General features: G+C 72.2%; 22 protein-coding genes. 15 read left to right on the plus strand and 7 right to left on the minus strand.

The window, feature by feature from the left end; genetic code table 11:
• Nucleotides 1–93 precede the first annotated feature (93 nt).
• From IE294_RS21955 to IE294_RS21965, 4 genes are all read left to right on the plus strand, one after another.
• A complete protein-coding gene (locus tag IE294_RS21955; protein WP_189888694.1) occupies nucleotides 94–1707 on the plus strand; it encodes an acyl-CoA carboxylase subunit beta in 1614 nt (537 codons plus the stop codon).
• Between the two features lie 37 nt (nucleotides 1708–1744).
• Nucleotides 1745–1954 (plus strand): acyl-CoA carboxylase epsilon subunit, encoded by a 210-nt coding sequence (locus tag IE294_RS21960; protein ID WP_189888696.1) that lies wholly within the window; start codon nucleotides 1745–1747, stop codon nucleotides 1952–1954.
• Nucleotides 1955–2036: 82 nt separating this feature from the next.
• Nucleotides 2037–2165 carry a morphogenic membrane protein MmpB gene (gene mmpB / locus IE294_RS49065; RefSeq protein ID WP_268252802.1) on the plus strand — a complete coding sequence of 43 codons (129 nt, stop codon included), beginning with the start codon at nucleotides 2037–2039 and terminating at the stop codon, nucleotides 2163–2165.
• Nucleotides 2166–2197: 32 nt separating this feature from the next.
• Nucleotides 2198–2815 (plus strand): Maf family protein, encoded by a 618-nt coding sequence (locus tag IE294_RS21965; RefSeq protein ID WP_189888698.1) that lies wholly within the window; start codon nucleotides 2198–2200, stop codon nucleotides 2813–2815.
• Here the strand turns inward: IE294_RS21965 and IE294_RS21970 are convergent.
• Entirely contained in the window at nucleotides 2787–3371 is a 585-nt protein-coding gene (locus IE294_RS21970) for a hypothetical protein (protein ID WP_229917284.1), read from the minus strand. The two genes, IE294_RS21965 and IE294_RS21970, sit on opposite strands and share 29 nt — an antisense overlap.
• A 364-nt stretch (nucleotides 3372–3735) precedes the next feature.
• Here IE294_RS21970 and IE294_RS21975 point away from each other — a divergent pair, with 364 nt between their 5' ends.
• On the plus strand, nucleotides 3736–5508 hold the full coding sequence (locus tag IE294_RS21975; protein ID WP_189888700.1) for an acetyl/propionyl/methylcrotonyl-CoA carboxylase subunit alpha: 1773 nt from the start codon (nucleotides 3736–3738) through the stop codon (nucleotides 5506–5508).
• A gap of 515 nt (nucleotides 5509–6023) precedes the next feature.
• Here IE294_RS21975 and IE294_RS21980 read toward each other — a convergent pair.
• Both IE294_RS21980 and IE294_RS21985 read right to left on the minus strand, forming a co-directional pair.
• Entirely contained in the window at nucleotides 6024–6956 is a 933-nt protein-coding gene (locus tag IE294_RS21980; RefSeq protein ID WP_079088076.1) for a DeoR/GlpR family DNA-binding transcription regulator, read from the minus strand.
• A 166-nt stretch (nucleotides 6957–7122) separates the two neighbouring features.
• Nucleotides 7123–8571 (minus strand): NAD(P)H-quinone dehydrogenase, encoded by a 1449-nt coding sequence (locus tag IE294_RS21985; protein WP_189888702.1) that lies wholly within the window; start codon nucleotides 8569–8571, stop codon nucleotides 7123–7125.
• Nucleotides 8572–8667: 96 nt separating this feature from the next.
• Here IE294_RS21985 and IE294_RS21990 point away from each other — a divergent pair, with 96 nt between their 5' ends.
• The 3 genes from IE294_RS21990 (at nucleotide 8668) to IE294_RS22000 (ending at nucleotide 12621) form a co-directional block, all read left to right on the plus strand.
• Complete coding sequence (locus tag IE294_RS21990) at nucleotides 8668–9105, plus strand: gamma-glutamylcyclotransferase family protein (RefSeq protein WP_014674593.1); 438 nt, start codon at nucleotides 8668–8670, stop codon at nucleotides 9103–9105.
• Nucleotides 9106–9239: 134 nt separating this feature from the next.
• Nucleotides 9240–10064 (plus strand): purine-nucleoside phosphorylase, encoded by an 825-nt coding sequence (locus IE294_RS21995; RefSeq protein WP_189888704.1) that lies wholly within the window; start codon nucleotides 9240–9242, stop codon nucleotides 10062–10064.
• A 925-nt stretch (nucleotides 10065–10989) separates the two neighbouring features.
• The gene (locus IE294_RS22000; RefSeq protein ID WP_189888706.1) at nucleotides 10990–12621 is read left to right on the plus strand and encodes a phospho-sugar mutase; all 1632 of its coding nucleotides are present in this window, start codon (nucleotides 10990–10992) and stop codon (nucleotides 12619–12621) included.
• A gap of 58 nt (nucleotides 12622–12679) precedes the next feature.
• Here IE294_RS22000 and IE294_RS22005 read toward each other — a convergent pair whose 3' ends face one another.
• Both IE294_RS22005 and IE294_RS22010 read right to left on the minus strand, forming a co-directional pair.
• On the minus strand, nucleotides 12680–13057 hold the full coding sequence (locus IE294_RS22005) for a hypothetical protein (protein WP_229917285.1): 378 nt from the start codon (nucleotides 13055–13057) through the stop codon (nucleotides 12680–12682).
• 442 nt (nucleotides 13058–13499) lie between these two features.
• Nucleotides 13500–14186, minus strand: a complete 687-nt coding sequence (locus IE294_RS22010) for a PH domain-containing protein (RefSeq protein WP_189888708.1) — start codon at nucleotides 14184–14186, stop codon at nucleotides 13500–13502.
• A gap of 135 nt (nucleotides 14187–14321) precedes the next feature.
• Here IE294_RS22010 and deoC point away from each other — a divergent pair, with 135 nt between their 5' ends.
• From deoC to IE294_RS22025, 3 genes are read left to right on the plus strand one after another with little or no spacing between them, the layout of a single operon-like run.
• Nucleotides 14322–15281, plus strand: coding sequence for a deoxyribose-phosphate aldolase (deoC, locus tag IE294_RS22015; RefSeq protein WP_189817890.1), 960 nt, complete (start codon nucleotides 14322–14324; stop codon nucleotides 15279–15281).
• A gap of 6 nt (nucleotides 15282–15287) precedes the next feature.
• Nucleotides 15288–16718 carry an aldehyde dehydrogenase family protein gene (locus IE294_RS22020; RefSeq protein ID WP_189888710.1) on the plus strand — a complete coding sequence of 477 codons (1431 nt, stop codon included), beginning with the start codon at nucleotides 15288–15290 and terminating at the stop codon, nucleotides 16716–16718.
• Nucleotides 16711–17595 (plus strand): aldehyde dehydrogenase family protein, encoded by an 885-nt coding sequence (locus tag IE294_RS22025; protein WP_189888712.1) that lies wholly within the window; start codon nucleotides 16711–16713, stop codon nucleotides 17593–17595. The genes IE294_RS22020 and IE294_RS22025 overlap by 8 nt, the downstream gene beginning before the upstream one ends.
• 115 nt (nucleotides 17596–17710) lie before the next feature.
• Here the strand turns inward: IE294_RS22025 and IE294_RS22030 are convergent, their stop codons facing one another.
• Nucleotides 17711–18112 (minus strand): hypothetical protein, encoded by a 402-nt coding sequence (locus IE294_RS22030; RefSeq protein WP_189888714.1) that lies wholly within the window; start codon nucleotides 18110–18112, stop codon nucleotides 17711–17713.
• Nucleotides 18113–18272: 160 nt separating this feature from the next.
• On the opposite strand from IE294_RS22030, the gene IE294_RS22035 reads away from it, so the two are divergent.
• Nucleotides 18273–18875, plus strand: a complete 603-nt coding sequence (locus IE294_RS22035; RefSeq protein ID WP_189888882.1) for a uridine kinase family protein — start codon at nucleotides 18273–18275, stop codon at nucleotides 18873–18875.
• Nucleotides 18876–19018: 143 nt separating this feature from the next.
• Here the strand turns inward: IE294_RS22035 and IE294_RS22040 are convergent, their stop codons facing one another.
• Nucleotides 19019–19789, minus strand: coding sequence for a SigE family RNA polymerase sigma factor (locus tag IE294_RS22040; RefSeq protein WP_189888716.1), 771 nt, complete (start codon nucleotides 19787–19789; stop codon nucleotides 19019–19021).
• Between the two features lie 241 nt (nucleotides 19790–20030).
• Between IE294_RS22040 and afsQ1 the strand changes: the two genes are divergently transcribed.
• Genes afsQ1 through IE294_RS22055 form a run of 3 tightly spaced genes read left to right on the plus strand, consistent with a single transcriptional unit; the run spans nucleotide 20031 to nucleotide 22893 of the window.
• Nucleotides 20031–20708: a two-component system response regulator AfsQ1 gene (afsQ1, locus tag IE294_RS22045; protein ID WP_189888718.1), complete on the plus strand. Its 678-nt coding sequence runs from the start codon at nucleotides 20031–20033 to the stop codon at nucleotides 20706–20708.
• On the plus strand, nucleotides 20705–22294 hold the full coding sequence (locus tag IE294_RS22050) for an ATP-binding protein (protein WP_189888720.1): 1590 nt from the start codon (nucleotides 20705–20707) through the stop codon (nucleotides 22292–22294). The genes afsQ1 and IE294_RS22050 overlap by 4 nt, the downstream gene beginning before the upstream one ends.
• Nucleotides 22291–22893, plus strand: coding sequence for a hypothetical protein (locus IE294_RS22055; RefSeq protein ID WP_189888722.1), 603 nt, complete (start codon nucleotides 22291–22293; stop codon nucleotides 22891–22893). Before IE294_RS22050 ends, IE294_RS22055 begins: the two co-directional genes overlap by 4 nt.
• Nucleotides 22894–23059 lie beyond the last annotated feature (166 nt).

Genomic DNA, 23059 nt, shown 5'->3' on the forward strand with positions numbered 1-23059 from the left:
TGGTAAACGACGCACTGCTGATCCGTAGGCCCGCCACTACTCTACGGATGAGTAACCGTCCCCCCTTTTGAGCAGGCAGGGAGCCGCATCCCGATGTCCGAGCCGGAAGAGCGTCACGAGATCCAAGAGATCGACATCCACACGACCGCGGGGAAGCTCGCGGATCTCCAGCGCCGTATCCACGAGGCGACGCACGCCGGCTCGGAGCGCGCCGTCGAGAAGCAGCACGCCAAGGGCAAGCTGACGGCGCGTGAGCGGATCGAACTGCTGCTCGACGAGGGGTCGTTCGTCGAGCTGGACGAGTTCGCCCGGCACCGGTCGACCAACTTCGGGCTGGAGAAGAACCGCCCCTACGGGGACGGCGTCGTCACCGGCTACGGCACGGTCGACGGCCGCCCGGTCGCGGTCTTCTCGCAGGACTTCACCGTCTTCGGCGGCGCCCTCGGCGAGGTCTACGGACAGAAGATCGTCAAGGTCATGGACTTCGCCCTGAAGACGGGCTGCCCGGTCATCGGGATCAACGACTCCGGCGGCGCCCGCATCCAGGAGGGGGTCGCCTCCCTGGGGGCGTACGGCGAGATCTTCCGGCGCAACACCCACGCCAGCGGTGTCATCCCGCAGATCTCGCTCGTCGTCGGGCCCTGCGCGGGCGGCGCGGTCTACTCCCCGGCCATCACCGACTTCACGGTCATGGTCGACCAGACCTCGCACATGTTCATCACCGGCCCGGACGTCATCAAGACCGTCACCGGCGAGGACGTCGGCTTCGAGGAGCTGGGCGGCGCCCGCACCCACAACACCGCCTCCGGTGTGGCCCACCACATGGCCGGGGACGAGAAGGACGCCATCGAGTACGTCAAGCAGCTGCTGTCGTACCTGCCGTCCAACAACCTCTCCGAGCCCCCGGTCTTCCCGGAGGAGGCGGACCTCTCCCCCAGTGACGAGGACCGCGAGCTGGACACCGTCGTACCGGACAGCGCCAACCAGCCGTACGACATGCACACGGTGATCGAGCACGTCCTGGACGACGGCGAGTTCTTCGAGACGCAGGCCCTGTTCGCGCCGAACATCCTCACCGGGTTCGGGCGGGTCGAGGGCCACCCGGTCGGCGTCGTCGCCAACCAGCCGATGCAGTTCGCCGGCTGCCTCGACATCACGGCGAGCGAGAAGGCCGCCCGTTTCGTGCGGACCTGCGACGCCTTCAACATCCCGGTGCTGACCTTCGTGGACGTGCCGGGCTTCCTGCCGGGCGTCGACCAGGAGCACGACGGCATCATCCGGCGCGGCGCCAAGCTGATCTACGCCTACGCCGAGGCCACCGTCCCGCTGATCACCGTCATCACCCGCAAGGCCTTCGGCGGCGCCTACGACGTCATGGGCTCCAAGCACCTGGGCGCCGACCTCAACCTGGCCTGGCCCACCGCCCAGATCGCCGTCATGGGCGCCCAGGGCGCGGTCAACATCCTGCACCGCCGCACGCTCGCGGAGGCGGAGGCGAGCGGTGAGGACGTCGAGGTGGTGCGCGCCCGGCTGATCCAGGAGTACGAGGACACCCTCCTCAACCCCTACGTCGCGGCCGAGCGCGGCTACGTCGACGCGGTGATCATGCCGTCCGACACCCGCGCGCACATCGTCCGCGGACTGCGTCAGCTGCGCACCAAGCGGGAATCCCTGCCTCCGAAGAAGCACGGCAACATCCCCCTCTAGGTCCTGTCGTCAAGCCCTGCCGACCCTGGGAGCGGTCATGAACATCAAGGTCGTACGAGGCAACCCGACCCCGGAGGAGCTGGCCGCCGCCCTGGCGGTGGTCCGCGCCCGCGCCGCGGCGGCAGCGACGACGCCGTCCGGCGCGGAGCCCCCGAGGGACGCGTGGTCCGACCCGTCGAGGATCGCGGCCCACCGCGTCCCGCGACCGGGCCCGACGTCCTGGACCCGCACCTACTGGCCGAGCTGAGCCGTTCCGGGAGCCACACCAGGGCGCCAACTTGAGTAGCCGTACTCAGGCGCCCTCCCCGGCGAAGCCGCACGCTGGTGGGGTGCTGTGGTCAGACCCGGAAGACGAACCGCCGAAGGACCTGCGCGACGCGCAGGACATGCTTCGGCGGCTCGGTCTTCTCGTGGCCCTGGCCATGGTGCTGTTCATGGTCGTCAGTGGCCTGAGGTGAGCCGCGCGGCGCTCCCTGACTAACCTGACCGCATGACTGCCCCACGCCGCAGGCGACTCGTGCTCGCCTCCCAGTCCCCCGCCCGGCTGGCCCTGCTCCGGCAGGCCGGCCTCGCCCCCGAGGTGATCGTGAGCGGCGTCGACGAGGACGCCGTCACCGCCCCCACCCCGGCGGAGCTGGCCCTCGCCCTCGCCGAGGCCAAGGCGAGCGTCGTGGCGGCGCGGCCGGAGGTGCAGGGCGCCCTGGTGATCGGCTGTGACTCGGTGCTGGAGCTGGACGGGCGGGCGCTCGGCAAGCCGGCCGACGCCGAGGAGGCCACCGCCCGCTGGAAGAACATGCGCGGGCGGGCCGGAGTGCTCCAGACGGGGCACTGCGTGTGGGACACGGAGGCCAAGCGGTACGTGTCGGCGACCGCGTCCACCGTCGTCCGGTTCGGCGAGCCCAGCGACGAGGAGATCGCCGTCTACGTGGCCTCCGGTGAGCCGCTGCACGTCGCCGGCGCGTTCACCCTGGACGGCCGTTCGGCGCCGTTCATCGAGGGCATCGACGGCGACCACGGCAACGTGATCGGCATCAGCCTGCCCCTGCTCCGCAAGCTCCTCGCCGAACTGGGCGTGGGCATCACGGAGTTGTGGGCACCGGAGCGATGATCCGGGCGGGGACCGAGTCCTGCGGCCCGTCGTCCCCGTCCTGCGGCTCGTCCGTACGGCTCACCGGCGCGCCCGCGCCGGCGCCGGCCGCGCCCGGCTCCGCCCGCGCCGCCGGTCCGGCGCCCTCCCCGGGCGTGCCGCCGGGTGCCGCGCTCTCCGGGCCGCCCGCACGGTCGTACGTCATCAGGAGCAGCACGATCAGCCCGAGCACGACCACCATGAACAGGAACGCCGTCCAGCCGACCAGGCCCCAGGCGAACGCGCCGAGCAGGCCGTGCACCACGGCCGCGCTGATCAGCAGGACGCGGCCGAGACCCGCCGGGGCGCGGTCGCGTACCGCGACCAGCGCGGCCACCAGCGCGCACAGCGCGAAGTAGAGGCCGAAGACCACTCCGCCGATCTTCGAGGACGTCGACATGACGTCCGGGTCGAGACCGGCCAGGGACATGTCCTGCCGGTCGACGACCACTCCGAGGAACCAGTTCAGCGCGGCGATGAAGACGGCCTCCGCCAGGAGGACGACCGCCACGACCCCTGCCACCGGTCTGCGCACCACCGGACCCCACCCCCTTTCACACCAGCAGCCTGTTACCCCAGGTACGTTCGAGACAGCGCGAACGCTACTAACGGGTAAACCCAGGGACAAGGGTTCGGGCGGCAGCAAAGAATCATTGGGCCATTCGTAGGGACTCGACAAAGAATCCGAGTGGGCCGCAGCACGCCTTCACAGAGACCTTGGCCACATGGCAGGGCTAGGGTTTTCCGCAGGAGTCCTGCGTACCGAGGTGCGACATGGGCTTTCGCGGGTCGAGCGGGCCTCGCATCACGCTCCGTGTGGGCAAGCTCACCACAGGGGACGGGTCGAAGTGCCGTGTCGGCAGTCCCTAAACTCGGCTTGTTTCAAGGAGGGAGCCTCAATCGTGCGCAAGGTGCTCATCGCCAACCGTGGCGAAATCGCTGTCCGCGTGGCCCGGGCCTGCCGGGACGCCGGGATCGCGAGCGTGGCCGTCTACGCCGACCCGGACCGGGACGCTCTGCATGTCCGCGCCGCGGATGAGGCGTTCGCTCTGGGCGGTGACACCCCGGCCACCAGCTACCTGGTCATCGAGAAGATCTTGAACGCGGCGCGTGAGTCCGGCGCGGACGCCGTCCATCCGGGGTACGGCTTCCTCTCGGAGAACGCCGAGTTCGCGCAGGCCGTCCTGGACGCCGGCCTGATCTGGATCGGCCCGCCGCCGCAGGCGATCCGCGACCTGGGTGACAAGGTCGCCGCCCGGCACATCGCCCAGCGCGCCGGTGCGCCGCTGGTCGCCGGTACGCCCGATCCGGTGAGCGGTGCCGAGGAGGTCGTGGCCTTCGCCAAGGAGCACGGCCTGCCGATCGCCATCAAGGCCGCCTTCGGTGGCGGTGGCCGCGGTCTGAAGGTGGCCCGCACCCTCGAAGAGGTCCCCGAGCTGTACGAGTCCGCGGTGCGCGAGGCGGTCGCCGCCTTCGGCCGCGGCGAGTGCTTCGTCGAGCGCTACCTGGACCGTCCGCGCCACGTGGAGACCCAGTGCCTGGCCGACAAGCACGGCAACGTGGTCGTGGTCTCCACCCGTGACTGCTCCCTCCAGCGCCGCCACCAGAAGCTGGTCGAGGAGGCCCCGGCGCCGTTCCTGTCCGAGGAGCAGGTCGCCGAGCTGTACCGCGCCTCGAAGGCCATCCTGAAGGAGGCCGGCTACGAGGGCGCCGGCACCTGTGAGTTCCTGGTCGGCCAGGACGGCACGATCTCCTTCCTGGAGGTGAACACCCGGCTCCAGGTGGAGCACCCGGTGACCGAGGAGGTCGCCGGCATCGACCTGGTCCGCGAGATGTTCCGCATCGCCGACGGCGAGGAGCTCGGTTACGGCGATCCGGTGCTGCGCGGTCACTCGTTCGAGTTCCGCATCAACGGCGAGGACCCGGGCCGCAACTTCCTCCCGGCCCCCGGTACGGTCACCCGGTTCGACCCGCCGTCCGGCCCCGGCGTCCGTCTGGACGCGGGCGTGGAGGCCGGTTCGGTCATCGGCCCGGCCTGGGACTCGCTGCTCGCCAAGCTGGTCGTGACCGGCCGTACCCGCAAAGAGGCCCTGGAGCGGGCCGCCCGCGCCCTGGACGAGTTCCAGGTCGAGGGCATGGCGACGGCGATTCCCTTCCACCGCGTGGTCGTGCGGGACCCGGCGTTCGCCCCCGAGCTGACCGGCTCCCAGGACCCCTTCACGGTCCACACCCGCTGGATCGAGACCCAGTTCGTCAACGAGATCAAGCCGTTCGCCGCGCCCGCCGACGTCGAGGCGGAGGAGGAGCTGGGCCGCGAGACGGTCGTCGTCGAGGTCGGCGGCAAGCGCCTGGAGGTCTCGCTTCCGTCGTCGCTGGGCATGAGCCTGGCCCGCACGGGTCTCGCGGCCGGCGCCAAGCCGAAGCGCCGCGCGGCGAAGAAGTCCGGCCCGGTCGCCTCCGGCGACACCCTCGCCTCGCCGATGCAGGGCACGATCGTGAAGATCGCCGTCGAGGAGGGCCAGGAGGTCAAGGAGGGCGACCTGGTCGTCGTCCTGGAGGCCATGAAGATGGAGCAGCCCCTGAACGCCCACAAGGCGGGCACCATCAAGGGCCTGACCGCCGAGGTCGGCGCGTCCATCACCTCGGGCGCGGCCATCTGCGAGATCAAGGACTGAAGTCCGGCCGCGGAAGACTGACTCGGCCCCCGGTACGCACCGGGGGCCGACCGCTTTCCCGGGCCCTGAGCCGGCCGCGTGGGCTTCGTCTCCACCGTCACCGGCGCCGACGCCGGCCGGCCACGACCGCTACCGTCCAGGCGCCCAGGTTCTGTGGAACGAGCTGACCAGCGCCGCACCGGAGCGGACCCGCAAGCAGAACGAGAGCGCCCTGGTCCCCCTCGGCCACAGGCCGCTCGCCGATGCACTCGGCCTGGTCCTGCCGGGCGGCTTGGTGGAGGAGCGCACCATGGGGCAGCTGGTGACCCGGATGTCCCGCCGCCGGTACGCCCCGGCAGCCGTCACGGCCTTCGCCACCTGCCGGGCCCGGCCCGGCCGACCCGAGGACGGCGGGCCCGAAGGGGCGCGGAACCCTTCGCGATGAGCTGACGCCGCGTGGGCGTGAACGACCACCGCGGACCTTCGGCCGCTCGACGCCCCGTGCCCCGCACGGACGTCCGGGCGTCCGTGCGTCCTCAGCGCCTGCGCAGATCGGCGACGCGCCCCCGCTCGGCCGCGGCCGACTCCCCCAGCCCCGCCCCCGAGCGGAGCGCCACGTGCCCCCTGCGCGGCCCCGGCAGTGGGGCGCGGCGGGTCGCCGGGACCTGTTCACCCCCCGGGTTCCCACTCGCCCCGGCCACGGCGATCTGCACGCCCTGGTCCGCGAGCGCCTGCAACTCCGTGGCGGCGCGGTCGTCGTGGGGCGGGGGCTCGTCGGTGACGAGCCGGGTGATGAGGTCCGTCGGCACGGTCTGGAACATGGTGTCCGTGCCGAGCTTGGTGTGGTCGGCGAGGACCACGACCTCCGCGGCGGCCTGGACGAGGGCCCGGTCGACGGATGCCGAGAGCATGTTGGAGGTGGACAGGCCGCGCTCGGCCGTCAGACCGCTTCCGGAGAGGAATGCCTTCGACACACGCAGGCCCTGGAGGGACTGTTCCGCGCCGGAGCCGACGAGGGCGTAGTTGGAGCCGCGCAGGGTGCCTCCGGTCATCACGACCTCCACCCGGTTGGCGTGGGCCAACGCCTGGGCCACCAGGAGGGAGTTGGTGACGACCGTCAGACCCGGCACGCGCGCGAGCCGGCGGGCCAGCTCCTGCGTGGTCGTACCGGCCCCGACCACGATCGCCTCGCCTTCTTCGACGAGGCTCGCGGCGAGGTCGGCGATGGCCGTCTTCTCGGCGGTCGCGAGATGGGATTTCTGCGGAAAGCCGGACTCTCGCGTGAACCCGCCCGGCAGTACCGCACCGCCGTGCCGACGGTCGAGGAGTCCTTCTGCCTCCAGTGCCCGCACGTCCCGCCGTACGGTCACTTCGGAGGTCTGGACGACGCGGGCGAGCTCACGGAGCGACACGGCACCGTTCGCTCGCACCATTTCTAGGATCAATTGGCGACGTTCAGCAGCGAACACGAAACTGACAGTAACCCCAGCGACCGTCTGCTTTCAGCAGTTTGCGCCGAATAGCAGAAGTTGTTCGCATGGCAGGGCGGGAAGTGGTATAGAACCCGCCCGCCCCGACCATGCCGACCGCACACGCCACAACACCCCCTGACCTGGGGGGAGTCGGCAGGGGCCGTCAGGCCTCCGCGCTCGCCTTGCGGGTGTGCAGCTGCCGGGCGACCTCCGCGATCGACCCCGAAAGGGAGGGGTACACCGTGAACGCGTTCGCGATCTGTTCGACCGTCAGATTGTTGTCGACGGCGATCGAGATGGGGTGGATCAGTTCCGAGGCGCGCGGGGCCACCACCACACCGCCCACGACGATCCCGGTGCCCGGCCGGCAGAAGATCTTCACGAAGCCATCCCGGATGCCCTGCATCTTGGCGCGCGGGTTGCGCAGCAGCGGGAGCTTGACGACCCGCGCGTCGATCTTGCCCGCGTCCACGTCCGCCTGGCTGTAGCCGACGGTGGCGATCTCGGGGTCGGTGAAGACGTTGGACGACACCGTCTTCAGGTTCAGCGGGGCCACCGCGTCGCCCAGGAAGTGGTACATGGCGATACGTCCCTGCATGGCGGCGACGGACGCGAGAGCGAAGACCCCGGTCACGTCACCGGCCGCGTAGACGCCGGGAGCGGTCGTCCGGGACACCTTGTCCGTCCAGATGTGACCCGACTCGCGCAGCTTGACGCCGGCCTCCTCCAGGCCGAGGCCCGCGCTGTTCGGGATGGCGCCGACGGCCATCAGGCAGTGCGTGCCGCTGATGACCCGGCCGTCGGCCAGCGTCACCTCGACCCGGTCGCCGACGCGCTTGGCGGACTGCGCGCGGGAACGGGCCATGACGTTCATGCCACGGCGCCGGAAGACGTCCTCCAGGACGGCGGCGGCGTCCGGGTCCTCACCCGGCAGCACGCGGTCGCGGGACGACACGAGCGTGACCTTCGAACCCAGGGCCTGGTACGCGCCGGCGAACTCGGCACCGGTCACACCCGACCCGACCACGATCAGCTCTTCCGGCAGCTCGGTGAGGTCGTAGACCTGGGTCCAGTTGAGGATGCGCTCGCCGTCGGGCCGGGCGTCGGGCAGCTCGCGCGGATGACCGCCGGTGGCGATGAGGACCGCGTCGGCGGTGAGGGTCTCCTCGGTGCCGTCGGCGGCGGTGACGACGACCTTCCGGGACCCGTCCAGCGCCTGCATCCCGTCCAGCCGGCCGCGCCCGCGCATGACCCGGGCACCGGCACGGGTGACGGAGGCGGTGATGTCGTGGGACTGGGCGAGGGCCAGCCGCTTCACCCGGCGGTTGACCTTCCCGAGATCCACGCCGACCACCCGGGCCGCCTGCTCCAGCGGCGGGGTGTCGTCGGCGACGATGATGCCGAGCTCTTCGTACGACGAATCGAAGGTCGTCATGACCTCGGCCGTAGCGATAAGGGTCTTCGACGGCACGCAGTCGGTCAGCACCGACGCCCCGCCCAGACCGTCGCAGTCGACGACGGTCACCTCCGCCCCGAGCTGAGCGGCCACCAGCGCCGCTTCGTATCCGCCGGGTCCGCCACCGATGATCACGATCCGAGTCACGTACTCCATTGTCCCGCACGCTTCAAGGTGCTACTGCCCGGGGGCGCCACCGGGTCGCTCCCGGGACACCCGGGGCGCGCGGTGCGCCTGCCGTACCCTCTCCCCATGTCGCTCTATGCCGCGTACGCCGGCAACCTCGACGCGCGCCTGATGTCCCGCCGCGCCCCGCACTCCCCGCTGCGCGCCACCGGCTGGCTGAACGGCTGGCGGCTGACCTTCGGCGGCGAGCAGCTGGGCTGGGAGGGCGCGCTGGCGACGATCGTCGAGGACCCGCTGGCCGAGGTCTTCGTCGGCCTGTACGACATCGCACCCATGGACGAGGAATCACTCGACCGGTGGGAGGGCGTGGGCCTCGACATCTACCGTCGGGTACGCGTGCGCGTGCACACCCTGGACGGTGAGGAGCCGGCCTGGGCGTACGTCCTCAACGCGTACGAGGGCGGGCTGCCGTCGGCGCGCTACCTGGGCGAGATCGCCGACGCGGCGGAGTCGGCGGGGGCTCCGCACGACTATGTGATGGAGCTGCGCAAGCGCCCCTGCTGATCCTCCGCGCACCCTCCGTGCCGCGTTTTGCTCACATTTTTCCGGCTGTTTGTCGAAACCGACAAGACAACGAACACAAACCCGTGGGCTCTGTCATCTACGCGCGTAGGCGAAGACCGGCTACCCTCATCGGCGTGAACGCATCTCTTCTTCCGGACGACATCCAGGGCGATCCCTACGCCGCCGCCGACGCCGCCGCCGCGCGCCTGCGCGCGCTCACGGGCGCCGAGACCCACGACGTCGCCCTCGTGATGGGCTCCGGCTGGGCTCCGGCCGTCGACGCCCTGGGGGCACCCGTCGCCGAGTTCCAGGTCACCGAGCTGCCCGGCTTCCCGCCGCCGGCCGTCGAGGGCCACGGTGGCAAGATCCGCTCGTACTCCTTCGGTGACAAGCGCGCCCTGGTCTTCCTGGGCCGTACCCACTACTACGAGGGCCGTGGCGTGGCCGCGGTGGCGCACGGCGTCCGCACGGCGGTCGCGGCCGGCTGCAAGACCATCGTGCTGACCAACGGCTGCGGTGGTCTGCGCGAGGGCATGCGGCCCGGCCAGCCGGTGCTGATCAGCGACCACATCAACCTGACGGCGACGTCCCCGATCGTCGGCGCGAACTTCGTCGACCTGACGGACCTGTACTCGCCGCGCCTGCGCGCCCTGTGCAAGGAGATCGACCCCACGCTGGAGGAGGGCGTCTACGCCCAGTTCCCCGGCCCGCACTACGAGACCCCGGCGGAGATCCGCATGGCCCGCGTCATCGGCGCGGACCTGGTCGGCATGTCCACGGTCCTGGAGGCCATCGCCGCCCGCGAGGCCGGCGCCGAGGTGCTCGGCATCTCCCTGGTCACCAACCTGGCCGCGGGCATGACCGGCGAACCCCTCAACCACGAGGAGGTCCTCCAGGCCGGCCGCGACTCGGCGGCCCGCATGGGCGAGCTGCTGGCCCGGGTACTGGGCAGGCTCTGACGAGCCGCTGCGCTCGGCTTGGAGGGGGGCGGCGTGCCGACCGGGTTGGGGCGGGGCGGCGGGCCGATCGGCTTCGGCCGGGGTGGCATGCCGGTCGGATTCGGGCGGAGCGCCGGGCTTGGCTCTGGGCGGGCGTGGGGCTCGACTTCGGCCGGGGCGGCGTGCCGGTCGGATTCGGGCGGGGCGGCGTGCCGACCGGGTTGGGGCGGGGCGGCGGGCCGATCGGCTTCGGCCGGGGTGGCATGCCGGTCGGATTCGGGCGGAGCGCCGGGCTTGGCTCTGGGCGGGCGTGGGGCTCGACTTCGGCCGGGGCGGCGTGCCGGTCGGATTCGGGCGGGGCGGCGTGCCGGCCGGGTTGGAGCGGAGCGCCGGGCTTGGCTCTGGGCGGGGCATCGGGCTTGGCTCTGGGCGGGCGTGGGGCTCGGCTTCGTGCGAGGCCGCCGCGCCCGGCTTCCAGGGGACGCGGTGTTGCGGCCGGCTTTGGGCGGGGCACCGGGCTTGGCCTTGAGCGGGGCGCCGCACCCGGCTTCTGGCGGCGCGCCGAGCTCGGCTTCGAGCAGAGCCGCTGGGCTCGGCTTCGAGCAGAGCCGCTGGGCTCGGCTTCGAGCAGAGCCCCTGGGCTCGGCTTCGGCGGTGGTAGTGGTGCTGCGGGCGGCTCTCAGGAGTGCGGCTAGCGGCTGCCGGCGGCCCGGGGGCAGGCGCGGTACCGCGAGCAGCCAGGAGTGGCCCGCCGTGCGGCCGGCGGCTCGCAGCGGGCGCGGTACCGCACGCGGCCGTGCGCGGCGCGTGGCCCCGAGCAGCGCGCGATGCGGCAAGCTCCCTTCCATACCGCACCCGGCTCCCAGGGGGCGTCGGCGGCAGGGTGGGGGGCCGGGGGCGGAGCCCCCAGTTGGACCAGGCAAACACAGGAGAGGTTGATCCCAAGGTGCACGACGATCTCATCGCCCGGGCCAAGGCCTGGCTCGCCGAGGACCCGGACCCGGAGACCCGCGACGAACTGGCCGGACTGATCGACGCCGGTGCCGTCGAGGAACTGTCGGCCCGCTTCTCCGGCACACTCCAGTTCGGCACCGCCGGCCTGCGGGGCGAGCTGGGCGCCGGCCCGATGCGCATGAACCGCAGCGTCGTCATCCGCGCCGCCGCCGGCCTGGCCGCGTACCTGAAGAAGAACGGCCACCCCGGTGGACTCGTCGTCATCGGCTACGACGCCCGCCACAAGTCCGCCGACTTCGCCCGGGACACCGCCGCCGTGATGACCGGCGCCGGCCTGCGCGCGGCCGTACTCCCCCGCCCGCTGCCCACCCCCGTGCTGGCCTTCGCGATAAGGCACCTCGGCGCGGTCGCGGGCGTCGAGGTCACCGCCAGCCACAACCCGCCCCGGGACAACGGCTACAAGGTCTACCTCGGCGACGGCTCCCAGATCGTCCCGCCCGCCGACGCGGAGATCGCCGCCGAGATCGACGCGGTCGCCTCCCTGCACGACGTACCCCGTCCGGAGAGCGGCTGGCAGACCCTGGACGAGTCGGTCCTGGACGCCTACCTCGCCCGTACGGACGCCGTACTGGACCCCGCCTCCCCCCGTACCGCCCGCACGGTCTACACGGCGATGCACGGCGTCGGCCGGGACGTCCTGCTGGCCGCGTTCGCCCGCGCCGGCTTCCCCGAGCCGGTGCTGGTCGCCGAGCAGGCCGACCCGGACCCGGACTTCCCGACGGTCGCCTTCCCGAACCCGGAGGAGCCGGGCGCGATGGACCTGGCGTTCGCGCGGGCCCGCGCCACCGACCCGGACCTGGTGATCGCCAACGACCCCGACGCGGACCGCTGTGCGGTGGCCGTGAAGGACGGCGGCGACTGGCGGATGCTGCGCGGCGACGAGGTCGGCGCCCTGCTCGCCGCCCACCTGGTCCGCCGTGGCGCCCGGGGCACCTTCGCCGAGTCGATCGTCTCCTCCTCCCTGCTCGGCCGGATCGCCGGGAAGGCGGGGCTGCCGTACGAGGAGACCCTGACCGGCTTCAAGTGGATCGCCCGTGTCGACGGCCTGCGCTACGGCTACGAGGAGGCCCTCGGCTACTGCGTGGACCCGGAGGGCGTGCGCGACAAGGACGGCATCACCGCCGCGCTGCTGATCACCGAGTTGGCGTCCGTGCTCAAGGAGGAGGGCCGTACCCTCCTCGACCTGCTCGACGACCTCGCCGTGGAGCACGGCCTGCACGCCACCGACCAGCTGTCGGTCCGCGTCCAGGACCTGTCGCTGATCGCGGACGCGATGCGCCGCCTGCGCGAGCAGCCGCCGACCGGGCTGGCGGGCCTGCCCGTCGTCCGGGCCGAGGACCTGACCCGGGGCACGGAGAAGCTGCCGCCCACGGACGGCCTGCGCTACACCCTCGACGGCGCCCGGGTGATCGTCCGCCCCAGCGGCACCGAGCCGAAGCTGAAGTGCTACCTGGAGGTCGTCGTACCGGTCTCCGCGCACGCCGACCTGCCGGCCGCCCGCGCCCGCGCGACGGAGCTGCTGACGGCCGTCAAGCGCGACCTGTCGGCGGCTGCCGGCATCTGACGGTCCGGGGCCCCGCTGTCCGTCCTCAGGACAGGAACGGCAGGGCCCCCGTCCGTCCTCACCACAGGAACAGCAGGGCCGCCGTCCAGCCGGCCGCGAGTGCCAGCGCCAGGGGCCACAGCGGCCGGCCCCGCCGGCCGGCGTCGGCGGGCACGGACGGGCGCAGCGACGGGTCGCGCCACAGGGCGGTGATCTCACTCGCGGTCCGCTCGTGCGGCTGCACGGCCCCGAACCGGCGCTCCCGCCACGGCCGGCGGGGAGCGGCAGCCGACCAGGGCGTGAAGGAGGCCCGCCGGCTGTCCACCTTCAGCTCGGTGCTCGTGCACGGGACGCTCCTGATCTCGTCCCACGGGAGGTGCCGGGGCCCGCGCAGCCCGTTGAACCACAGCCCCGCGCTGTCGGCCGTGATCCGCCAGGCGCGCCATGGGGCAGCCACAGCGCCCCTACGCAACCGGCGAGGGCTCCGAGCGCACCCCGCCACCCGCCGGTCGCGCCCCAGGAGAAGCCGCTGCCCCACAGCACGAGCAGCAGCGCGCAGAACCGGTGCAGCAGCCCCACCCGCCACAGCCGTACGCCCGCCGGGGCCGCGCCGTCCGCCTCCCCCGCGACCGCTCCACCACGCCGCCCGCCCGCCCGCCACCGACACGCCCGCACCGGATATCCCGCCCGGACAGGCCACACAGGCGGACGGCCGGCCCTCACCCCGGAGACGGAGACGAAGTACACGAAGCACACCGGGACCCACCCCCGGCCACAGCGGCGGACCGCCCCCGTCGCGCCCACGCGGGCACGGCCCCGCACATGAGAACCACGCTTCAGCCCGCCCAGGCCGTGGCCCCGGCTCCCGGTGCCAACCGTGGACGGTCCCCGCGGCTTCCTCAGCCCACGGCCAGCAGAATCGCCAGCAGCACCGCTCCGGCGACCGCGGGCGCGGCCACCTCGTAGGCCCAGCGCACGGTGATCTCGCCCTGCGCCGACTCGGCCTCCCCGCGCCGCTCCAGGATGTCCCCCAGCTCGGTCATGATCTGGTCGGTCTGCGCCCGGGCCGGCCCCGCGTCCGGGCCGCGCCCGCCGAAGCCGCCGAAGCCGAGGCCGCTCGGCGCGAGCGCCCCGCCCCGGCCGCCCCGGGCCGCGTCCGCCGCCGCCCGCTGCTGCCGGCGGATCGCCTTCTTGCGGGCCCGCAGCGAGACGGGGATCGCCCACAGCTGGTACTTGGTGCCGGACTTGGCGAACACCTCGTTGGAGTAGCCGGAGCGCAGGTCGGCGATCTCGCCCCAGGGCAGGGTGATCACCCGGAACGGGTTGCGGACGCGCAGCCGGTCCTCGCCCGCGAACACCGCCGGGCGGAGCGTGAAGGCGAGCAGCAGCGGCACGATCAGGATCAACCCGGCCAGCGCCAGCCACGGGGTCCGGCCGTGGCCCTTGAACAGGGCGTCGAAGCCCAGCCAGAGGACGACCAGGAGCAGCAGCGCGCCGCCCGTCAGCCCGAGGGGCGAGCGGTAGACGCGGTCCTTGGCGACGGGCGCCGGCGGCTGTGACGCGGGTGACGGGTGGTCCGTGGTCATGGTCCCGATTCTGCCCGACGCCGTCCGTGGTGCGGCCACGCGCCCGTGAACCGGCGCTCATCCGTGATCTCGGCCTCGGGGACGAGCACGGGGGTGTACAGCCGCTACGCGCGTAGATATGCTCGTCTGGTGACCATGCCCACTACCGCACCCACAGCTCACGCTCTCGCTGACGTCACCGCGTCCGACAGCACGCTGCGCCGCTTCCTCCACGGGCTGCCCGGCGTCGACGCGGTCGGCCTGGAGGCGCGCGCGGCGTCCCTCGGCACCCGTTCCATCAAGACCACCGCGAAGGCGTACGCCATCGACCTCGCCATCTCGATGGTCGACCTGACGACGCTGGAAGGCGCGGACACCCCGGGCAAGGTCCGGGCGCTCGGCGCCAAGGCGGTCCACCCCGACCCCACGGACCGCACGACCCCGACGACGGCCGCGGTCTGCGTCTACCCCGACATGGTGGCCGTCGCCAAGGAGGCCGTCGCCGGTTCCGGCGTGAAGGTCGCCTCGGTGGCCACCGCCTTCCCGGCCGGCCGTGCCGCGCTCGACGTGAAGCTGGCCGACGTCCGTGACGCCGTCGCCGCCGGCGCCGACGAGATCGACATGGTCATCGACCGGGGCGCGTTCCTCGCCGGCAAGTACCTGAAGGTGTACGACGAGATCGTCGCCGTGAAGGAGACCTGCGGGACGAGCGCCCGGCTGAAGGTCATCTTCGAGACCGGCGAGCTGTCGACGTACGACAACATCCGCCGTGCCTCCTGGCTCGGCATGCTGGCCGGCGCCGACTTCATCAAGACGTCGACGGGCAAGGTCGCCGTCAACGCCACGCCCGCGAACACCCTCCTCATGCTGGAGGCGGTCCGCGACTTCCGGGCCCAGACCGGCGTCCAGGTCGGCGTGAAGCCGGCCGGTGGCATCCGCACCAGCAAGGACGCGATCAAGTTCCTGGTCCTGGTCAACGAGACCGCGGGCGAGGACTGGCTGGACAACCACTGGTTCCGCTTCGGCGCCTCCTCGCTCCTGAACGACCTGCTGATGCAGCGCCAGAAGCTGGCCACCGGCCGCTACTCCGGTCCCGACTACGTGACGGTGGACTGATCCCCCATGGCATTCGAGTACGCACCCGCCCCCGAGTCCCGCGCGATCGTCGACATCGCGCCCTCGTACGGCCTGTTCATCGACGGCGAGTTCACCGAGGCAGCCGACGGCAAGGTCTTCAAGACGGTCTCGCCGTCGACGGAGGAGGTCCTCGCCGAGGTCGCCCAGGCCGGTTCCGAGGACGTCGACCGTGCCGTCAAGGCCGCCCGCAAGGCGTTCGAGAAGTGGTCCGCGCTGCCCGGCTCCGAGCGCGCCAAGTACCTGTTCCGCATCGCCCGGATCATCCAGGAGCGCAGCCGTGAGCTGGCGGTCCTGGAGACGCTGGACAACGGCAAGCCGATCAAGGAGACCCGCGACGCGGACCTCCCGCTGGTCGCCGCGCACTTCTTCTACTACGCGGGCTGGGCCGACAAGCTCGGCCACGCCGGCTTCGGCCCGGACCCGAAGCCGCTGGGCGTGGCCGGCCAGGTCATCCCGTGGAACTTCCCGCTGCTGATGCTGGCCTGGAAGATCGCCCCGGCCCTCGCGACCGGCAACACGGTCGTCCTCAAGCCCGCCGAGACGACCCCGCTGTCCGCCCTGTTCTTCGCGGACATCTGCCGCCAGGCGGGCCTGCCCAAGGGTGTCGTCAACATCCTCCCGGGCTACGGCGACACCGGCGCCGCGCTGGTCGCGCACCCCGACGTGAACAAGGTCGCCTTCACCGGCTCCACGGCCGTCGGCAAGGAGATCGCCCGCACGGTCGCCGGCACCCGCAAGAAGCTCACCCTCGAACTGGGCGGCAAGGGCGCGAACATCGTCTTCGACGACGCGCCGATCGACCAGGCCGTCGAGGGCATCGTCAACGGCATCTTCTTCAACCAGGGCCAGGTCTGCTGCGCGGGCTCCCGCCTGCTGGTCCAGGAGTCGATCCAGGACGAACTGCTGGACTCCCTCAAGCGCCGCCTGTCCACGCTCCGCCTCGGCGACCCGCTGGACAAGAACACCGACATCGGCGCGATCAACTCCGCCGAGCAGCTGGCCCGCATCACCGCGCTGGCCGAGCAGGGCGAGGCGGAGGGCGCCGAACGCTGGGCGCCGGCCTGTGAACTCCCCTCCGCCGGCTACTGGTTCGCCCCGACGCTGTTCACGAACGTCACCCAGGCGCACACCATCGCCCGCGACGAGATCTTCGGCCCGGTGCTGTCGGTCCTCACCTTCCGTACGCCCGACGAGGCCGTCGCCAAGGCCAACAACACCCAGTACGGCCTGTCGACCGGCATCTGGACCGAGAAGGGCTCGCGGATCCTGGCCGTCGCGAACAAGCTGCGCGCCGGTGTCGTCTGGTCCAACACGTTCAACAAGTTCGACCCGACCTCGCCGTTCGGCGGTTACAAGGAGTCGGGCTTCGGCCGCGAGGGCGGCCGCCACGGCCTGGAGGCGTACCTCGATGTCTGACCGACTCAGTGTGTTCAAGACCTACAAGCTGTACGTCGGCGGGAAGTTCCCGCGTTCCGAGAGCGGCCGGGTGTACGAGGTGCAGGACTCGAAGGGCAACTGGCTGGCCAACGCTCCGCTGTCCTCCCGCAAGGACGCCCGTGACGCGGTGGTCGCCGCGCGCAAGGCGTTCGGCGGCTGGTCCGGCGCGACCGCCTACAACCGCGGCCAGGTCCTCTACCGCGTCGCGGAGATGCTGGAGGGCCGCAGGGAGCAGTTCGTCCGGGAGGTCGCGGACGCGGAGGGCCTGTCGAAGTCGAAGGCGGCGGCCGTCGTGGACGCGACGATCGACCGCTGGGTCTGGTACGCGGGCTGGACCGACAAGATCGCCCAGGTGATCGGCGGCGCCAACCCGGTCGCGGGCCCGTACTTCAACCTCTCCTCCCCGGAGCCGACCGGCGTGGTCGCCGTCCTGGCCCCGCAGGAGTCGTCCTTCCTCGGCCTGGTGTCGGTCGTGGCCCCGGTGATCGCCACCGGCAACACGGCGGTCGTGATCGCCTCCGAGAAGGCCCCGCTGCCGGCGCTGTCCCTGGGCGAGGTGCTGGCCACCTCCGACGTCCCGGGCGGTGTCGTCAACGTCCTGTCCGGCCGTACGGCGGAGATCGCGGCGCCGCTGGCCGCGCACCAGGACGTCAACGCGATCGACCTCGCGGGCGCGGACGAGGGCCTGGCGAAGGAACTGGAGATCGCGGCGGCCGACAATCTGAAGCGGGTGCTCCGTCCACAGGCTGTGGATTATTTCGAGACGCCGGGGACCGAGCGGATGACGGCGTTCCTGGAGACCAAGACGGTGTGGCATCCGACGGGGGCGCTGGGCGCGAGCGGCTCCTCCTACTGACGGGGCCGGGCGGGGAACCGCCGTCGTCCGCCGACCGCGGGTGCGCGGTGGCTGGTCGCGCCCGCGCGGCGGAGCCGCATGCCGGACTCCGCCCCGCGCCCCTTCGGGGGCGCTTTCAGTGGCTCAGTCCTCCCAGGACCTGGCCCACCACCGGAACGCTGCCGAGTGACTGCGCCTGCGCGAGCGGGCGCGTCAGCATCTGGGAGCCGACCGGCTTGAAGTCGGCCAGCTGGGTGCCCACGCCGTTGTCGAGCGGGTCCACGCCCGTACCCGCGAGCGGGTTGGGCTTGAGACCGGCGACCGGGCCGGTCACGTAACCCACCGTGCCGGTCAGGGCGCGCGCGCCCGCCTGGGGATCGACGTTGCCGAGGTTCACGGGGCGGTAGTTGAGGCCCACGCCGGGGATCGAGTCGGCGGACGCCATCGCCGCCCCCGCGCCCAGGGCCGCTCCGGCGGTCGCGAGGACGATCAGGGCGCGCTGCGCGGTGGAGTGCTGGGGGGAGGTGTGTCGGGCCATCGCTGATGCCACCTTCTGGTGCACAGGGTAAGGATGTCGACACGTAGGGTAGTTGAGGCGAGACTCACGCTCAAAAGCCGACCCGCGGGGTCGGCAGGGCGGCCCCCATGCGTCAAACTGGTGTTCCGTGAGCATTCATCCCCCGTATCCCGCCCGTGTCGTGCTGCTGTGCGGCCCCTCGGGCTCGGGCAAGTCACTCGTCGCCGCCCGTTCCGGGCTCCCCGTGCTGCGCCTGGACGACTTCTACAAGGAGGGTGACGATCCGACTCTGCCGCTGGTGGAGGGGAGTTCGGACATCGACTGGGACCACCCGGAGTCGTGGGACGCGGACGTCGCGGTCGAGGCCATCGCCCGGCTGTGCGCCACGGGATCGACGCCGGTGCCGGTGTACGACATCTCGCTGAGCGCCCGTACCGGCGAGGAGACGCTGCACATCGGCCGTACCCCGCTGTTCATCGCGGAGGGCATCTTCGCCGCCGAGATCGTCGAGCGCTGCCGGGAACTGGGCCTGCTCGCGGACGCGCTGTGCCTGTCCCGGGGCCCGGCCACCACCTTCCGGCGGCGCTTCCTGCGCGATCTGAAGGAGGGCCGCAAGTCGGTGCCGTTCCTGCTGCGCCGCGGCTGGCGGCTGATGCGCGCGGAGCGGTCGATCGTCGCCCGCCAGGTGTCGCTCGGCGCGCACCCCTGCGACCGGGACGAGGCGCTGGGCCGGCTCGCGGCAGCGGCGGCGGGCCGGCAGGTACGGCAGCGGACGGCGGCGTAAGGCTCGTACCGCCCCGTACGCACGAAAGAACGGGGCCGGCAGGACCCCCGGCCCACCAGCCCCGTTCTCCCTTGCTCCCCCGTGTTCCCCCGAAGGTCCACCCCCCAGTGGCCCCCCGCTTTCCCCCGTTGTCCCCCCGGACCTCAGGCGACCAGCTCGCCGAAGGCGTCCTCCTCGTCACGGCCGAAGCTGAGGACCTCGTCCTCGCGCAGCCGGCGCAGCGAGCGCCAGATGCTGGACTTGACCGTGCCGACACTGATGCCGAGGATCTCCGCGATCTCCGGGTCCGTGCGGCCCTCGTAGTAGCGCAGGACCAGCATGGTGCGCTGGAGTTCGGGCAGCCGGGCCAGCGCCTGCCACAGGACCGCGCGCAGCTCGGTGCCGCGCATCGCGTCCGTGTCGGAGGGCGTCTCCGGCAGTTCCTCGGTCGGGTACTCGTTGAGCTTGCGGCGCCGCCAGGCGCTGATGTGCAGGTTGGTCATGGTGCGGCGGAGGTATCCGCCGACCGCGGCCTTGTCGCTGATCCGGTCCCACGCCCGGTAGGTCGAGAACAGCGCGCTCTGCAACAGGTCCTCGGCCTCGAAGCGGTCGCCGGTCAGGTGGTAGGCGGTGGCGTACAGGGAGGCGCGGCGCTCCTGGACGTAGGCGGTGAACTCCGCCTCGGTCAGCGAACGACGCTCCCCCGGGTCCTCCCCGTACGCGGCTCCCCCGTGAGCTTCCCCCCGTGTGTCAACCACCGCCATGTACGCGGTGTGCTGACGCCCGGTGCCGCGAGCGCACCCCCGCCCTCCCCCACGCTCGAACACGCTCGCGCGGGAGGGACCCCCCTCGGCACCGGACTTCTCTGATCCCCGGTGCACGTCGTGCAGACGCGTGACCACTGCGCTGGTGCTGATGCTGTGCAGCGTGTTCATCTCGCGCTCCCCGTCGTGGACTTCCGGTGACTCTGTCCTGCCCGGGCTGGTTCCGGCCGGCGGCCTTGCCCGTGCCCAAAAGACTGCCGGGGTGACTTCATGACCATGTCTGCCGACTGTCACAGACCTGTCACAGGGGTCCCGCCCGGGCAGGTCACACACCGCGCACAGGTGGTGGCGTTACGGATGGCCTGGTGCCTGCAGGTCGTACGGTGACCCCTCCATGGGCCAGAATGAGCCCGTGCCTTCCCTGTTGCTGATCGAGGACGACGACGCCATCCGTACGGCCCTGGAGCTCTCCCTGACGCGCCAGGGACACCGGGTGGCCACCGCTGCCAGCGGCGAGGACGGTCTGAAGCTGCTGCGCGAGCAGCGGCCGGACCTCATCGTGCTGGACGTGATGCTGCCCGGCATCGACGGGTTCGAGGTGTGCCGGCGCATCCGGCGCACGGACCAGCTGCCGATCATCCTGCTGACCGCGCGCAGCGACGACATCGACGTCGTGGTCGGGCTGGAGTCCGGCGCCGACGACTATGTCGTCAAGCCGGTGCAGGGTCGGGTGCTGGACGCCCGGATCCGGGCCGTGCTGCGGCGCGGGGAGCGCGAGTCCAGCGACTCGGCGGCCTTCGGCAACCTCGTCATCGACCGGTCGGCGATGACCGTCACGAAGAACGGCGAGGACCTCCAGCTCACCCCGACCGAGCTGCGGCTGCTGCTGGAGCTGAGCCGGCGGCCCGGTCAGGCGCTGTCCCGCCAGCAACTGCTGCGGCTGGTGTGGGAGCACGACTACCTCGGTGACTCGCGCCTGGTCGACGCGTGTGTGCAGCGACTGCGCGCGAAGGTGGAGGACGTTCCGTCCTCGCCGACGCTCATCCGTACCGTCCGTGGTGTCGGCTACCGCCTGGACGCCCCTCAGTGACCGATACGCAAGGGGGGCTGCGCGGCTGGGCCGCGGGGCGCAAGGGAAGTCTGTCGCGGCTCAGGTTCACCAGCCTCAGGCTGCGCCTGGTCGTCGTCTTCGGGCTGGTGGCCCTCACGGCCGCCGTGTCGGCGTCCGGCATCGCCTACTGGCTGAACCGGGAGGCCGTGCTCACCCGCGCCCAGGACGCGGTGCTGCGCGACTTCCGGCAGGAGATGCAGAACCGCGCGGGCGCGCTGCCGGAACACCCGACGCAGGACCAGGTGCAGCGCGCGGCCGGCCAGATGGCCGCCAGCAGCCAGCACTTCAGCGTGCTCCTGGTCGCCCAGGACGCCGACGGCAAGACCGTGTACGGCAACTCGGGCGGCATCAACGGCTTCTCGCTGGAGGACGTGCCCCGGTCGCTGCGGGCCGCCGTGACCAAGCGGCAGAGCGTGACCGACTCCAACAAGGAGCCGTACCACCTGTACTGGCAGCGGGTCGTGGACCACGGCACGCCCTACCTGGTGGCCGGTACGCGCGTGATCGGCGGCGGCCCGACCGGCTACATGGCGAAGTCCCTGGAGCCGGAGGCGAAGGACCTCAACTCGCTGGCCTGGTCGCTGGGCATCGCCACCGGGCTCGCGCTGATCGGGGCCGCGCTGCTCGCGCAGGCCGCCGCCACGACCGTGCTGAAGCCCGTGCACCGGCTGGGCGTGGCCGCGCGACGGCTCGGCGAGGGCAGGCTCGACACCCGGTTGCGGGTGTCCGGCACCGACGAACTCGCCGATCTGTCCCGGACGTTCAACAACGCGGCCGAGGCGCTGGAGCAGCGGGTCGCGGAGATGGCCGCGCGGGACGAGGCCTCGCGCCGGTTCGTGGCCGACATGAGCCATGAGCTGCGGACGCCGCTCACCGCCATCACCGCCGTCACGGAGGTGCTGGAGGAGGAACTGGAGGCGGAGACCGGCAGCATGGACCCGATGATCGAGCCCGCCGTCCGGCTGGTGGTGAGCGAGACCCGGCGGCTGAACGACCTCGTCGAGAACCTGATGGAGGTCACCCGCTTCGACGCCGGCACCGCCCGGCTGGTCCTGGACGACGTCGACATCGCCGACCAGATCACCGCGTGCATCGACGCCCGCGCCTGGCTGGACGCCGTCGAGCTGGACGCCGAGCGCGGCATCCACGCCCAGCTCGACCCGCGCCGCCTGGACGTCATCCTCGCCAACCTGATCGGCAACGCGCTCAAGCACGGCGGGTCGCCGGTGCGGGTGTCGGTCCGGGAGGCGGACGACTCGGTCGAGATCCAGGTCCGCGACCACGGGCCCGGCATCCCGGAGGACGTCCTCCCGCACGTCTTCGACCGCTTCTACAAGGCGAGCGCCTCCCGGCCGCGCTCCGAGGGCAGCGGGCTCGGCCTGTCCATCGCCCTGGAGAACGCCCACATCCACGGCGGCGGGATCACCGCGGCCAACTCCCCCGACGGCGGCGCGGTGTTCACACTCCGGCTGCCACGGGACGTCTCCCGGCTGACCGAGGAGGACGGCGGGGACACCAAGGGCGGCGAGACCGGCCACGACGGCTCGGGGAAGGAGGGGTCATGACCGTACGACGCCTGCTGGCGCTGCCCCTCCTGGGCGTGCTGCTCACCGGCTGCGGCATCCGGGCCACGGAGGTGCCGACCGACTTCGGACCGGCGCCGTCCCGGGTGCCGTGCTCGCTGGCCGGGCCCGACGTGTCCGCGCAGTCCGCGCGCGGGGTGCCGGTGCAGGTGTTCCTGCTGTGCGGGGCGTCCCTGGTGGCCGTCGACCGGACCGTGCGGGTCCCGGAGGGCACCCCGGACGCCCAGCGGCGGGTGATCGTGGCGCAGGGACTGCTGGACCAGTTGGCCACGTCACCGTCCGCGGCGGAGCGCTCCGCGGGCTATACGACGTACGTGCCGGGCGGCCTCCGGGTGAGCGGGCCCGGCCCGAAGGACCCCGAGGACACGCTCCGGCTGGGCACGGCACCGTCGCGGCTCACCTCCTACGCCCTGGCCCAGCTGGTGTGCACCCTGTCCGACTCGGCGGCGACGGAGGACGACGGCTCGGTCATCCTGGCCGGCCCCGCCCCGGACCCCCTCCGCCGCTACGCCTGCACGGACGAGGTCCGCGACCACCCGGGCACCACACAGCCACCGTCGAGCGGGGTACCGGACGCGTAGCGCTTCGCTGGGCTTGCGCGGCGTCACGGTCGCCGTTCGCCTTCGGCGGGGGGTGGCGTCGCGGTTGCCTTCGGCGAGGGTCGATGTGACGGCTGCGCCCGGCGGGGGGTGGCGTCGCGGTTGCCTTGGCGAGGGTCGGTGTGACAGCTACGCCCGGCGGGGCGGT

Source organism: Streptomyces canarius, assembly GCF_014650735.1.
In the GTDB taxonomy this organism is placed as follows: Bacteria; Actinomycetota; Actinomycetes; order Streptomycetales; family Streptomycetaceae; genus Streptomyces; species Streptomyces olivaceoviridis.

Excerpts from the sequence above, each read along its gene's own strand:
- IE294_RS21955 (WP_189888694.1), top strand. The coding sequence starts at position 94 with ATGTCCGAGCCGGAAGAGCGTCACGAGATCCAAGAGATCGACATCCAC.
- IE294_RS21960 (WP_189888696.1), top strand. The coding sequence starts at position 1,745 with ATGAACATCAAGGTCGTACGAGGCAACCCGACCCCGGAGGAGCTGGCC.
- IE294_RS21965 (WP_189888698.1), top strand. The coding sequence starts at position 2,198 with ATGACTGCCCCACGCCGCAGGCGACTCGTGCTCGCCTCCCAGTCCCCC.
- IE294_RS21985 (WP_189888702.1), bottom strand. The coding sequence starts at position 8,571 with ATGGAGTACGTGACTCGGATCGTGATCATCGGTGGCGGACCCGGCGGA.
- IE294_RS21990 (WP_014674593.1), top strand. The coding sequence starts at position 8,668 with ATGTCGCTCTATGCCGCGTACGCCGGCAACCTCGACGCGCGCCTGATG.
- IE294_RS22010 (WP_189888708.1), bottom strand. The coding sequence starts at position 14,186 with ATGACCACGGACCACCCGTCACCCGCGTCACAGCCGCCGGCGCCCGTC.
- deoC (WP_189817890.1), top strand. The coding sequence starts at position 14,322 with ATGCCCACTACCGCACCCACAGCTCACGCTCTCGCTGACGTCACCGCG.
- IE294_RS22020 (WP_189888710.1), top strand. The coding sequence starts at position 15,288 with ATGGCATTCGAGTACGCACCCGCCCCCGAGTCCCGCGCGATCGTCGAC.
- IE294_RS22025 (WP_189888712.1), top strand. The coding sequence starts at position 16,711 with ATGTCTGACCGACTCAGTGTGTTCAAGACCTACAAGCTGTACGTCGGC.
- IE294_RS22030 (WP_189888714.1), bottom strand. The coding sequence starts at position 18,112 with ATGGCCCGACACACCTCCCCCCAGCACTCCACCGCGCAGCGCGCCCTG.
- IE294_RS22040 (WP_189888716.1), bottom strand. The coding sequence starts at position 19,789 with ATGAACACGCTGCACAGCATCAGCACCAGCGCAGTGGTCACGCGTCTG.
- IE294_RS22055 (WP_189888722.1), top strand. The coding sequence starts at position 22,291 with ATGACCGTACGACGCCTGCTGGCGCTGCCCCTCCTGGGCGTGCTGCTC.